11 protein-coding genes are annotated in these 13,470 nt (G+C 40.5%); 7 read left to right on the top strand and 4 right to left on the bottom strand.

Translation table 11 applies throughout. The features are described from left to right. Together G466_RS0110165 and pepE are read right to left on the bottom strand one after the other, a co-directional pair. Positions 1 to 3,842, bottom strand: a 3,842-nt coding sequence (locus tag G466_RS0110165; protein WP_026813567.1) for a beta strand repeat-containing protein, incomplete at its 3' end; no start/stop codon positions are given. A gap of 319 nt (positions 3,843 to 4,161) precedes the next feature. Next, complete coding sequence (gene pepE, locus G466_RS0110160; RefSeq protein ID WP_026813566.1) at positions 4,162 to 4,857, bottom strand: dipeptidase PepE; 696 nt, start codon at positions 4,855 to 4,857, stop codon at positions 4,162 to 4,164. Positions 4,858 to 5,145: 288 nt separating this feature from the next. Here pepE and G466_RS0110155 point away from each other — a divergent pair, with 288 nt between their 5' ends. From G466_RS0110155 to G466_RS0110140, 4 genes are all read left to right on the top strand, one after another. Then, the gene (locus G466_RS0110155) at positions 5,146 to 5,901 is read left to right on the top strand and encodes a hypothetical protein (protein ID WP_026813565.1); all 756 of its coding nucleotides are present in this window, start codon (positions 5,146 to 5,148) and stop codon (positions 5,899 to 5,901) included. Between the two features lie 167 nt (positions 5,902 to 6,068). After that, positions 6,069 to 6,908, top strand: coding sequence for a carboxypeptidase-like regulatory domain-containing protein (locus G466_RS0110150; RefSeq protein WP_229797134.1), 840 nt, complete (start codon positions 6,069 to 6,071; stop codon positions 6,906 to 6,908). A gap of 472 nt (positions 6,909 to 7,380) precedes the next feature. Next, positions 7,381 to 7,662 (top strand): Sec-independent protein translocase subunit TatA/TatB, encoded by a 282-nt coding sequence (locus G466_RS0110145; protein WP_026813563.1) that lies wholly within the window; start codon positions 7,381 to 7,383, stop codon positions 7,660 to 7,662. A gap of 1 nt (position 7,663) precedes the next feature. Beyond that, positions 7,664 to 8,221, top strand: coding sequence for a phosphatase PAP2 family protein (locus tag G466_RS0110140; protein ID WP_026813562.1), 558 nt, complete (start codon positions 7,664 to 7,666; stop codon positions 8,219 to 8,221). A 432-nt stretch (positions 8,222 to 8,653) separates the two neighbouring features. On the opposite strand, the gene G466_RS0110135 is transcribed toward G466_RS0110140, so the two are convergent. Beyond that, positions 8,654 to 9,295, bottom strand: a complete 642-nt coding sequence (locus G466_RS0110135) for an O-methyltransferase (protein ID WP_026813561.1) — start codon at positions 9,293 to 9,295, stop codon at positions 8,654 to 8,656. Between the two features lie 41 nt (positions 9,296 to 9,336). Here G466_RS0110135 and G466_RS0110130 point away from each other — a divergent pair, with 41 nt between their 5' ends. The 3 genes from G466_RS0110130 to G466_RS0110120 all read left to right on the top strand — a co-directional run bounded on the left by G466_RS0110130 (position 9,337) and on the right by G466_RS0110120 (position 12,646). Then, positions 9,337 to 9,801, top strand: coding sequence for a GNAT family N-acetyltransferase (locus G466_RS0110130; RefSeq protein WP_026813560.1), 465 nt, complete (start codon positions 9,337 to 9,339; stop codon positions 9,799 to 9,801). 78 nt (positions 9,802 to 9,879) lie between these two features. Next, positions 9,880 to 11,145 (top strand): kynureninase, encoded by a 1,266-nt coding sequence (gene kynU / locus G466_RS0110125; protein ID WP_026813559.1) that lies wholly within the window; start codon positions 9,880 to 9,882, stop codon positions 11,143 to 11,145. 352 nt (positions 11,146 to 11,497) lie between these two features. Then, a complete protein-coding gene (locus G466_RS0110120) occupies positions 11,498 to 12,646 on the top strand; it encodes an MFS transporter (protein ID WP_026813558.1) in 1,149 nt (382 codons plus the stop codon). Positions 12,647 to 12,656: 10 nt separating this feature from the next. Here G466_RS0110120 and G466_RS0110115 read toward each other — a convergent pair whose 3' ends face one another. Beyond that, a complete protein-coding gene (locus G466_RS0110115) occupies positions 12,657 to 13,343 on the bottom strand; it encodes a hypothetical protein (RefSeq protein WP_026813557.1) in 687 nt (228 codons plus the stop codon). Positions 13,344 to 13,470 lie beyond the last annotated feature (127 nt).

Genomic DNA, 13,470 nt, shown 5'->3' with positions numbered 1-13,470 from the left:
CCGTCGGTACGGTCTTCTGCTAAGATCCATCCACCTAGGCCTGCATTTACAGTAGCATCCCATTTTAAAATTTGACCGTCGGCAGCTCCCATGTCGCTTAGGTGCTTTGTCTCAATCACTTCATCAGCAATTGTAAGAACTCCTGTGTTGTCTAGAGTAGCGTCTCCAGATATATCTATTTCTATAGGGTTGTTGTCATTGTCTCCAATTAGTATTTTTCCATTGTTTAAGTTTTGTATTCCGGAACCGTCGGTACGGTCTTCTGCTAAAATCCATCCACCTGTACCTGCATTTACAGTAGCATCCCATTTTAAGATCTGACCATCCGTAGCTCCCATATCACTCAGATGTTGTGTTTCTATTGCATTAGGAGCAATTTTTGCTGTAGTTACTGCCTCGTTTTCAATTGTAAGAACTCCTGTGTTGTTTAGAGTAGCGTCTCCAGATATATCAATTTCTATAGGGTTGTTGCCATTGTCTCCAATTAGAATTTTTCCATTGTTTAAGTTTTGTATTCCGGAACCGTCGGTACGGTCTTCTGCTAAAATCCATCCACCTATACCTGCATTTGCAGTAGCGTCCCATTTTAAGATTTGACCGTCGGTAGCTCCCATATTGTTGAAATGTTGCGCTAAGATGCTTTCATTAGCAATCTTATCTCCGGTTATGGAAGTTGGGGCTATATCCAAGTCTATATTATTGTTTACAGGATCTTCTGTTACGGTAACAATTCCGGTTCCCGAGTTGATGTTCCTGAATTGTAGTACCGAGCCAAGGTTGTCAACATAGGTGCCTATGCCTGCACTTCCAATATTAATTCCCGTATTGACTTCGCCGCCTCCACTTGCGTTAACAGGTGTCCATTCGACCTCGCCTGTTGCACTATTGGTTATTAACATTTGATTAGATGAAAGTGGCCCGTTCAATGGTTTTATTTTGGCCAATTCGATAGTCTTGTCCGAAATATCCTCACTTAAGATAGTCCCATCCAAGATTTGTAAAGTGGTGATTCCGCCAGTAGGTACGCTAAGGTCAATGTCCACACCATTTCCGTTTATTGTTTCTCCGTCAGTAATAACCGTATTCCCTGTTCCAGCAGGGAGATCGTCCCAAATAACATCACCATTAAGATCCGTTTTTAGTATTTGTCCTGGCGTAGAAGAGGGTGCAATTTTCAACGGATTTCCTTCAATTCCCTCTCCTGTAAGTATGCTTCCATCAACAATTAGAGAATTACTTCCTCCAAGCAATCCGCTAAGGTCAATCTCTTTACCTGCTGTAGCAGGGTTGGTTAACGTTAGAATATGATTTTCATTATCATAAGACAAATCAGTTAATTGTGTAGTGCTACTATCCACATAGTCCTTAGTAGCTGCGTCTTGGGCCTCTGATGGATTTAGTAAGTTTTTAATTTGCTTTTCACCAGCATCTGTTCCACCAGCTAAAACACTCGCCAAATCTTGATCAGCACCCCCTCCAGGAAGCGCTGATAAATCGATGGAACCTGTAAATCCGTTTCCACTTCCAGTAAAGTTTAAACTAGAATCGTTAAGTTCTACTAAAGTAATGGCGCCATCTGAACCTCCCTCTCCATTTAGAGACGATAGATCTACTGAACCTCCACGTTCAAGGGTTAATATGTTGCCCGCCTCCAAAGTTAATTGTTGATTGTCAGTACCACCACCTAGTCCACTTAAATCAATCTTATTACCCGCTGTTGCAGGATTAGTCAAGGTTAAAATACCACTAGTATTATCAAAAGCTAAATTGGTTAGCTGGCTTGTGCTACTATCCACATAGTCTTTTGTAGCAGCATCTTGTGGCTCTGTAGGATTAAGTAAATCTTTTATTTGTTTGCTGCCAGCACTTTGTCCAGTTGTTAAGATGCTTTCCAAATTTGGCGTATCGCCGCCGCCGCCAGACAGCGAGGTAAGGTCTGCTGTACCCGTGCTTCCTCCCGAGAGGCTTAGGGTTAGCTCATTAGTAGTCTCATTAAATGTAAAAGCGGAAATCGTCTGATTTTCGGTACCGCCTCCTTCACCTCCGTTCGGAGCGCTAATTACATAAGGCTTGGCTAGAGTTCCGTTTCCTTCAACTGTAACGTTTTCTCCTCCCTGTAAAACAAAATCTACCCAGTTTACAGCAGAACCATCAGCGTTCGTCCTTAATATTTGATTTGGATTTCCTGGTTTTACTCTTAACCGATTATCTACACTTCCATCCCCCATAATAGTAATTCCATCTGGATCTACCGTATTATTACCTCCACCACCGCCTCCTGTGCCTGGGGGTAAATCGGCCCATACTACCTCCCCACTAATGGGGTCTGTTGTTAAGAATCGGCCTGGGATATTGGGATTAATTCTAAATTCATTGCCTTCGGCACCTGTTCCAGTTATAGTTTTTCCATCCGCTTTTACAGTGCCACTACCGCCACCGGTAGCTTCAGGTATGGGCTCCCAACGTACTACTTGATTTTCATCGGTTATTAAATATTGCAAGGTCCCTGCGGCAGGTTTAATTCTTAAGGGGTCAGATTCGGTCCCTGCTCCAGAGAGCTCTCCTTCATCCAAATATAGCCCAGAACCACCTCCGCTGGGTAGTGGAATGGTGCCATTAAAGGCTTTGCCATTACCCGTGAATACTAAATTGTTCCCGTTTAATTCTACCTTAGAAATAGCCCCATAACCTGGCATATTAGCTAAATTTATTGCGCCAGAGAAACCACCATTAATTCCAGTAAATTGCAAGTTGGCGTTATTGAGCTCTACCTTGGTAATGGCTCCATCTACTCCGCCTTCACCGCCGCCACCGCCACCGCCGCCAAGATCACTTAGGTCAATGTTTCCTCCACCATTGGACAAAGAAATGGTATTGCCAGATCTAGTTAAGCTTTGTTGATATAGGCTTAAATCTACACTGTTACCTCGCTCAATCGCTAAAATGTTAGATTCATTTAAGGATAATTCCTGATTGTCATCTACGGCTCCGCCAATTTCATCAAACTTATTGTCTACATAAAGTTTTACCGCCCTTTGAGTAGGGTACTTTATGTCCGAAGTTCCTAAATTAGTATTATCAGATTTATTTATAAGGTTTTCCTTAAGGTTCAGGTCTTTTTCGTTTTTAGCGATGCGCTGCATTACCGTGTCTGCAACCTTTAAAGGATCTGCAGCAATACCTTTCCCTTTTATTGTTTGTTGGTCCGCAATGGTAGCTCCTATTTGTTCTCTACTTACCCACAACACCTGTCCCTTATCATTGGTAAAGAGCAATTGATTAAATCCCCCAGGTTGCATGTGCTTAGGTTGCACGGTGCCGTCTATAATATTTACGCCAGCTACAGAGAGTTCCGCTAGTTGGGTGTTGCCTACAGAATTTTCCCGTAATTGTGCCGGTCCAACGGAATTAAGTCCCAATTTAGCTTGCGTTATGGACCCGTTGGCTAAATCCTGACCAAAAATAGTGGCGTCTACAATCTGATCCCCCCTAATTTCGCCCACGGTTATTTCGTAAGCATTATTGTTGGGCGTGATTACGATAGTGGAGTCTCCGGCACTAATAGAGAGTGGTTCTGCCACGCTATCACATACATTTACCCATTCGGCATCTTTATAATAATGTAGACATCCTAAATCGGTATTATACACCAAAGCGCCAGAAGGTGGGGTAATGGCGTTCATTTGATCAGTGGTGACCCTGGTAATTACCAATACCTTAGAAGTGCTTTCCAATTCCAAGACAGCACTAGGATCTATATTCTGCGGATTATCCCCGATTTTTACTTGCGCCTGGACTCCTATCCCCAATAACAGGCAAACTATTAGCAATATATTTTTCATGTTCTCAATAATTCTCTAGATTGTGTTTTATCCTTTCACTAATCTTGTAACACCACAAGGTGATGCAAGACATTATAAACCACGGCATAGTGAGGTTACCTTAGCCACTATTTCCCATTATAGCTTATATAAGCTGTAATGGGTAAGTACAGAAAGCCACAATACTCCTTGCAGAAAAACAGGGAATACCGTTAGCTTAGGTCAAAAATAATAAAGGTTTGTTCTCGAGTTTAGGGAATAACAAAAGTAAAATTATATGCGCACAAAACGAGAATAATCGGACAAAATACGTTACTACTTGTTGAACAGGGGAGTCCTTTTAAAAGTTAGGAATTTGGCTACTTTCATACGGGGATTTTCCTGCTTCAAAGATGCGTGCAGTTCCCGTTCCCTTCAATGTAGACTGGTTTCCATTCACCAGGATATAGTTTCCCTCCCGAAGACCGATAACCGGAGTAGTATTGAGCTGATGGAACTCCCGTATCCGGGTTTCCCTAGTTTCTCCTTTATGGGTGCTATTAGGATCCGGATCCAAATAGTGAGGGTTTAGATTAAAGTTCACCACTCCCAGCGTCATAAAAGTAGGGGGATGTACAATGGGCATATCATTAGTAGTTTTCATGCTGGGACCAGCAATATTACTTCCGGCACTAGTGCCCAAATAAGGGGTTCCATGGTTGATCTTATCCCGTAAAGGTTGCATTAGTTCTAAATTGTGCAATTGCTGCACCAAAAGAAAGGTGTTTCCTCCTCCGGTAAAAAGCGCTTCGGCATGGGCAATCCCCTCCAAGGGGTCTTCAAAATCATGGAGTCCTACCACCTTTTTATCGATTTTAGAAAAAGCAGTAGCTACTAGCTCGGTATACGCATCATGGGAAATCCCCCCCGGCCGGGCATAGGGAATAAAAGTAATGGTAGTGGCATGGGAGAAGAAATCGTTTAATTGGGGAAGTAAATACTCCAAATAGGATTGTCCATAAAGAGTGGAAGTGCTGGCAAGCAATAGTTTTTTCATAAGGTTTCTAAAATTCGCCTTAAAAATACAATGAATCTCCGGAATTTATAGATAATCTTGTTTTAGCAATTTCAACATCCCCTCTAAGGGCTCTTATCAAAATAGGAGGGTATCTTTGCTAATGTCCCTACTAAGGATATTATCTTAACAAAAGTTTAGTGAAGAATTGTATTTGTATGCGGTAAACTTAGTATTTCTTTATATCTTAATTAAAATATTAAAGGACTGCCCCAATTAGTGGTGGGCAATCTAGCTAAAAAAATAATACACCTAATATCAATTAAAAATATGCGAATTAAACTCCTATTCTTACTTGCTTTATTTACAGTTTCATTGGGGTATTCCCAGGACGATGATCGGCAATATCTAAGAGGGCAAGTCCTCTATAGAAGTGTAAACGTGCCCAATCAGAATGTAATTAACGTTAATACTGAAATGGCTACTATTACCAATGAAAAGGGGGAATATGGCATTAGGGTGAAGGTTGGGGACCAATTGGTGTTTACTGCGGTCAACTATCAGTTAAAAGTGGTTGAGATTACTCCAGAAATACTCGCCAATAACCGTTTGGTAGTAGAAGTGACCGAAAAGGTTACAGAGTTAGATGAGGTGGTGGTAACGCCCGAAAATCAGGAAAAATTACTTCAGGTGAAGAGTAAAGAATTGCTCATAAATGAATATGAGTATGAAACGGACCGCTTAACAGAAGTAGAGAATATTTCTCTTTCCCAAACGGAAAGGGGTATGAAAGACGGAATTAATTTCGTCAATATTTTTAAAGCCTTGTTAATGGCTACTAAGGACGATAGTGATACCGTAGAACGGAAGCCCCTTAAAGTTAGTGAAGTACTAAGACAGGTGTACGACGATAGATTCTTTGTGGTAGATCTAAAGCTGCCACAGGATAAGATAGATGATTTTCTATTGTATTGTGATACGCAACTTCCTGGTAGGGAATTATTGCAGAAGCGAAACGAGTTTCAGTTGATAGATTTCTTGGTCACCCAGAGCAAAGACTATTTAAAAAATCTTGAAGAAAAATAAAAATCGACTTCGCATACTTAGGCGTCTTGGTTATTGTTTAAGAGTACGTCCATGAGGTATCTAACGATGAATACCGTTAACAAAAGGAAGCCCGCCTGAAAAAGTCGGGCAAGCCCGCGATGGAGTTTCTAATTTCACGTAATGAGTAAAACAGGACAATTGAGCTTATGGAAGTAGTGCCCATGGGAAGAGATCTAAACCACTCCAACCTTTTTATACACCTGTGTTTGCTCTGTTTTTTGATGTTGAACGGAGCTATTTTTGGTCAGACGTTTGGCGAAAAAAATCTAGAAGGAAGGGTATATAGTTCTGATGGGGACGTAGCTGCCACCCATGTCTTAAATACGACTACCAAAAGGGCAGCTATTACCAATATGGATGGTTTTTTTACTATTGGGGTCCATTTAAACGATACCCTTGTATTTTCGGCCGTTCAATACCGTAAAAAAACCATGGTGGTCACTGCCGCTATTTTGGAGAGTAAATTTATTTCTGTGGCCTTGGAAGAAACCAATATTGTTTTGGATGAGGTGGTGGTAACCCCATATAATCTTACCGGGGATTTAAATAGGGATATGAAACGGTTAAACGTGCCACCGCCGGTAACAGCTAGCGGCCTTGGTCTGCCCAATTCCAATGTAAAACCCTTAACGCAAAGCGAAAGGTTGTTACGGGAAGCCTCTATGGGACCCCTTACATTGGGAACCTTTACCAGCATTCCCTTTAATCCCCTTATCAATGCTATTACAGGTCGCACCAAGATGCTTAAAAAAAGGGTGGCCAGAGATGAAGATTATGCCCGTACAGAGCGAGTTAAACAGTTTTATCCCGATTCTGTTTTTGTGCAGGTACTAAAAATTCCAGAAAGCAAAGTGGATGATTTTCTGTACTTCTGTGAGGTAGATCCCGCTTTCGATCCAGTTGTTGACACCAAGGATAAACTTAAAATCTGGGATTATTTTAAGAGTAGGAGTGTGGAGTATCGCAGGGAGAATGAGGTTGAGTAGTATTTTAGTATTTAGTATTTAGTATTGAGTATTGAGTAGTTAGTATTGAGATGCCTACTCGGTCGGAGTTAGAGAACGATATATGAGGTCACCTGACGGTGACTGGGTTTCCCTGTCGGAGGTAGGCGGAGCGGAAGTCGCAAAATTTATGAGGCGAGGCTGTTGAATTATGATCCTTAATTAAACAGCCTCCCTCTCTGGAAAAATAACAAATCTGGAAATTCACCCAATTGTTACATTTTCATATTAACAAAATGCTACATCAATGCATTGTTTCATTAAACCCTAATTTTCAAATTAACCAATTGGTCATTGTTACATTAAATTCTCATTTTCAAATTGACACCTCTACAAATTTCCAAATTATCCCATTGTTCCACAAAATAAATGCTACTTTTGTTTAACCTCGGCAGCGTAAAAAAGTTAACCATATTTTTTATGTAGCTGAAAAACTTCTCATTATATTTGTCCTATGTTTAGCACAATAATTCTATTTATTAGCGGCGCCGAAATTTTCTTTATCATGTTTATCGTGGTAATGGTTTTTGGTGCAGATAAGATTCCCGGAATAGCCAAAGGCTTGGGGAAGGGGATGAGGCAGTTAAAAGATGCCACAGAAGACATTAAACAAGAGATCCAGAAAAGTGCTGAAAAGCAAGGTATAGATACTAGTATCGCTGATGATATAAAAGGCGAAATCAACAAGGTTAAAGAAAATGTTGATGACGTAACCGGTGTTATCAGGAGAAAGTAATATGCTGGAGAAGGTATTGAACTGGGACCGGGACACCTTTATTTACTTAAATAGCCTGGGTCTGGAAGATTATGATATATTTTGGTCTATAGTGACCAATTTTTCTACTTGGATTCCCTTATTTCTGCTATTTATTTATCTTGTTATTAAAGAATACTCCAAAAAAGAAGCCCTTTGGGTAATTGGTACAGTAATCCTTACTTTGGCAGTTGTTGCCATGCTTACTGGTATTACCAAGGAGTTTGTGGCCCGATTAAGGCCTAATAATACAGAGGAAATAAATACGCTTATCCGAATTTTAAAAAGTCCCACTAGTTACAGTTTCTTTTCCGGACATGCCTCCAGCTCATTTAGTGTAACTACCTCGGTATTCCTTTTTCTAAGACACCGATTTAAGTGGAGTTGGCTATTCTATATTTGGCCCCTTACTTTTGTGCTGAGTAGAATCTATGTGGGGGTACACTATCCCTTAGACCTTATAGTAGGAGCCGTTGTAGGAATTTTTTTTGCTATCCTTTTTTATAAAACCTATCAAAGAAAGTTTTCAGTTTCGGTTTAATCATTATTTTGTGGTCAGTTAAATCAATAAACACTGAACAATAAACGATTAAGAGGGACGCAATTCTCATATCGCAATGTACTTCCCGGATTAGAGTTGACCGAAAAAAAATACAGCGAAAAGAGCGACCCGCCAGGGGAAAGACCAAAATAGCTTTAAAATTAAATCAATTATACAAGTAGATAAAAGTTAGAAGCACACTGATTATTGTCCACTATTTACTGAAAAATGCGTTAGCTATTGCAGCGGTATCTTTTTTGGTGGTTTTTTAACCGACAAAAAAATATAGCGGAAAGAGCGACCCGCTAGGGGAACGCCCAAAATAAAATTAATGCATAGGACAATACCATTAGATAAAGGATAGAAACACTAAGAATTCCTGATTACTGAGACCATCTCAATACTCAATTAACACATTAGCAAACTGTTACATTAGACTACCCTACTTAAGGTGAGTCCGTCCCTTACCGGTAGCAGCACGGTCTCTACCCTTATATCTTCCATTAATTTCCTATTATAGTCCACTAGGGTTTTAGTCGCCTTATCTTTGGGTTTCAGAGGTTCTATTACTTTTCCGGACCACAACACATTATCCGACAGAATAAGGCTTCCCGGTCTGCACTTTTTTATACAAGCTTCAAAATAAAGGTCGTAACTCACTTTCTCCGCGTCAATAAAAACCAAATCAAAAGTGACATCCAATGTGGGGATAATCTTTAAAGCATCTCCAGTATGCTGGGTAATTTGTTTGCCAAATCCACTTTCTTCGAAGTACCGCCGCTGCATTGCGTTTAACTCCTCATTTATATCTATGGTATGTAAGTGGCCATCACTTGTGAGACCTTCGGCCAAACAGATAGCGGAATACCCGGTATAGGTGCCAATTTCCAGGATGTTCTTGGGCGACTTAATTTTGGATATCATGCTTAGCACGCGCCCCTGAAAATGCCCTGTGATCATCCTAGGTTGTATCACTTTTAAGTGGGTTTCCCGGGTGAGTTTTTTAAGTATTTCCGGTTCCGGTTGGGAATGGTCGGTAATATAGTGTTCCAATTGGGCCGATAAAAAATGCATGGGCTTAACTTTGTATATTTAGAGCTCCAAATATAAGGATCATGGAACAATTTACGATAAGAATGGCCACAGTAGCCGATTTAAAAACCCTAAAAGATTTTGAACAACAAATTATTAAAGCAGAGAGGCCGTTTGACATTACCTTAGATACGGATCCTATTAGTTATTACGACCTAAAGGAGCTGATTTTGGCAGATAATGCTACCGTTTTGCTTGCAGAATCCGAAGGTGAAGTGGTGGGATCCGGTTTTGGAGTGATCAGAGATGCCAAACCGTTTTTAGACCATAGGAAATATACTTATTTAGGGTTTATGTATACTGCCGAGGCGTATCGTGGGAAAGGTGTAAATAAACGTATAGTAGATGCCTTGTTAGCCTGGTCTAAAACCAAGGGGATAAAGGAAGTGCGACTAACAGTTTATGAGGATAATAACCCTGCTATAAGGGCTTACGAAAAGGTGGGGTTTAAAAAACATCTGATTGAAATGAGATTAGGTCTAGATTGAAGAAATAGTAGGGAATACTTAGCATTAGTATAAAAGAAATGCCCTGGTAAATTGTATTTTTGAATAAAAAAATAGGATATGATATTTCAGAATTCACTGAAGTTTGCCCAACAACTGGATGCTGCGGATCCCTTAGGGAAATTCCGTAATGAGTTTTACTTTCCTAAGGTAAAGGGGAAGGAAGTCATCTATTTTACGGGAAATTCTTTGGGCCTACAACCAAAGAGGACGCAAGAATATGTGGATGAAATAATGACGGATTGGAGAGAATTGGCAGTGGAAGGCCATTTTCATGCAGATAAATCTTGGTGGGATTATCACGAACGCCTAGCAGCACCATTAGCAAAAGTGGTTGGGGCAAAGCCACAAGAAGTAACGGTGATGAATACGCTTACGGTAAACCTACACCTGTTGATGGTGTCTTTCTATAGGCCTACGCCAAAGCGATTTAAGATTATTTGTGAAGAGAAAGCGTTTCCTTCCGATCAATATATGTTTAATAGTCAGGTGAAATTCCATGGTCTGGATCCAAAAGAGGCTATCGTTACTTTAAATAAAAGGGAAGGGGAGCACTTTTGGCGAACAGAGGATATCCTAGAAAAAATTAAGGAGGTAGGTGATGAATTGGCCCTTGTGCTTATTGGTGGTGTAAATTACTATAATGGTCAGGTTTTTAACATGAAGGAAATCACCCAGGTGGCTAAAGAGCAAGGCGCTATGGTGGGATGGGACTTAGCTCATGGTGCAGGAAACATTGCGCTGCATCTCCATGATTGGGGGGTAGATTTTGCAGCTTGGTGTAGTTATAAGTATATGAATAGCGGCCCAGGAAATGCTTCAGGGGTATACATCCATGAACAGTATTTAGATAGGAGTGATATTCCTAGATTGGAAGGCTGGTGGGGAACAAAAAAAGAAACCCGATTCTTAATGGAACCGGAATTTCAACCCATGGCGAATGCAGATGCTTGGCAAATTAGCAATCCGCCCGTACTTGCCTTGGCACCTTATTTGGCTTCTTTGGAAATGTTTGAAGAAGTTGGAATGGAAGCACTGATACAAAAAAGAGAGACCATAGTACAGTATTTAGAGTTTATCCTTCAAGAGATAGGGAAGGAGGCAAATGCCAATTTTCAAATTATTACTCCAGAAGAAAGGGGTTGTCAGCTTTCCGTGCTGCTTCACGGTCAGGGAAAAGCGTTGTTCCAATATCTTATGGATAACGGGGTTATTGTAGATTGGAGGGAGCCCAATGTAATTCGTTTGGCACCCGCTCCGTTTTATTGTTCCTTTGAAGATATGTACCGCTTTGGTCAGGTATTGAAATCGGGTATTGGGGGATAAGAAGTGAGACGTGAGTATAGAGATAGGAGAGGCGAATAAGAAGTCCCTCTCTGGTTGAGGCCCGAGAAAAAGAACTTGAGCTAGTTCGCCTTATATATGGTGACTGCGCGTAGCCGAAGTCACAAAATTAATCTGATATAAATTCCGACGTTTTAAAAAATATCAAGGGAAAATGTAATTACGAGGAAGAAACCACAACTATTGGAAAACCAGCATATTGGGTGTTGATTTAGAGGATAGGCGTGAGATGTGAATACTCAGATAAGGGGACGATAGTCTTTTTGATAAACTTTAATTCTAGGCCTTTTATTGATCACTTGTAAAAAATGAATAACCAACAAAATATAGTATAATGAAGTCATTGCGCTTAATCCTCTCCAATCCAAGATATTTTGGTCCTTCTTGGGTATTTGCAAGTATTAATATTTTGTTTGGTACTTGGGCGATATATATTCCTACTGTCAAAGAAAAACTAGGGATTGACAAGGCAGATCTTGGAGTGGCCATTTTTTTTCTTGCTTTAGGGGTTTTTGTAATCTTTCCAATAGCCTCGCGAATTATAGATTGGTTGGGTGTGGGAAAGGCCACCTGGTACGGGGTTTTATTAAGCTGTGTTTCTGCACTCTTACCTTTGCTGGCGCCTAATTATTATTCTTTGATGGCTGCTCTTTTTTTGTTTGGGGCCAGTAATGGTTTAACAGATATAGCGATGAATACCTTGGTTACAGAGATAGAAAAAGAAGACCGTGAGAACTTTATGTCCGCCTCCCATGGTTTCTTTAGTCTAGGGGGTGTTCTGGCCGGGTTGGGTAGTTTCCTTATAATTGGGATCAATAATCCCGCATTGCACATGCTATATGCGGTATTGTTGGTGCTGGTAGTGAACATTATCTTTCAAAAACACTATAAACATATTGTTGCTGCCCCTATAGAAAGGGAAGCTTTTAGTTTTAAGCTATTTAGGCCCTTGCTCATTTTGGGGCTAGTATCTTTTATGGTGATGGGAGGGGAGGGTGCCGTGGTAGATTGGAGCGGTTTGTTTTTGCAGGAGATTACGATGGCACCAGAAGCACTTATAGGTTCTGGATTCTTGGCATTTTCAGTGATGATGACCTTGGGGAGGTTTCTAGGGGATGGTATTAGTGCAAAAATAGGTCCCATTAAAATTGTAGCTATAGGCGCCGCTATTTCTATAGTAGGTTACCTCTTGGTACTAACCGCTGAAGTTTATATGGCTATTGCCGGGTTTGCTCTGGTAGGCCTTGGTTTTTCCGTTATTATTCCAGAACTCTTTCGGATTGGGGGGACGGTGAAGGGGATAGATTCCGCCAAAGGGGTTTCTTTTATTGCAGGTACAGGCTATTCCGGATTTTTAATGGGGCCTGTGGCATTGGGTTTTGTGGCAGAGAAATATTCTCTAAACCTTACCTTCACTATCTTATTAATATGTTCTGTACTGGTATTGGCCGCTACTTATGCGCTTCACCGTAGAAGAAGGTAGTGACCCTTACTTATTCCCGGTCCCTGGAATTGACTTTCAAATCTGTGAAATAGAGTTTAAAAGATCCATCTTCATTTTTATGCATTTTCGCAATTTTTAGTCCGTTGGTATCTACATAATCTTCCCATGTGGTGATAGTGGAAGCTTCTTTTTGGTTCCCACGTCTAAATACCCATTCTTTGATTATAAAATCGGGACCAAAATAGAAGTCGTAGGCATCACCGGGAGTATATCCTCCTTCATTACCGTACACTATGGTTAAGCGCTGCATAGGTGCCTTACTAATTGGCGCTTGCATATTGTTTTGGTGGTCAAAGGAGAAATTATCCTTGTCCCATATTAAATTGAAAGGAGCCAATAACCAGTACTTGTCATTGATAAAACCGGCATCGACCTTTGCGGTAAGGCTGTCTACACTGTTGCGATGGTATGTAATTTTTTCTCCATTATTATCGGTCTCCACAGTGTTGGTTGCCGTATTCCAAAGCCAACTGCGCTGAAAATGAGTGGTGTCTCTATCTACATTAAAGGTGAAGGTTATTTCTTTTGCATTTTTAAAATTTTTAAAACCATGGGCATGGGCTACCTTCTCCAAAATGGATAGCTCTTTTTCCTGCTCCTTGGCTTCTTCTTTTTTTACTTCCTTACAACCTACAAAGGCAATTAGGCCAATTGCGAATATGATATGCTTTTTCATCTTTGATTTTTACCAAAGATAATAGGTTTTGGGCAGAATGTGGAAAATAGATTTTCTTTGGATTCTAGATCGAATTAACTCTTGGCAACACATTTTCAACTTTTTGAATGTTAATGGAAATGGAAAA

It is taken from the genome of Arenibacter certesii DSM 19833, assembly GCF_000429545.1.
GTDB lineage: Bacteria > Bacteroidota > Bacteroidia > Flavobacteriales > Flavobacteriaceae > Arenibacter > Arenibacter certesii.
Note: the sequence above shows the minus strand (reverse complement) of the source record. Positions and strands in the feature narration are given on the sequence as shown.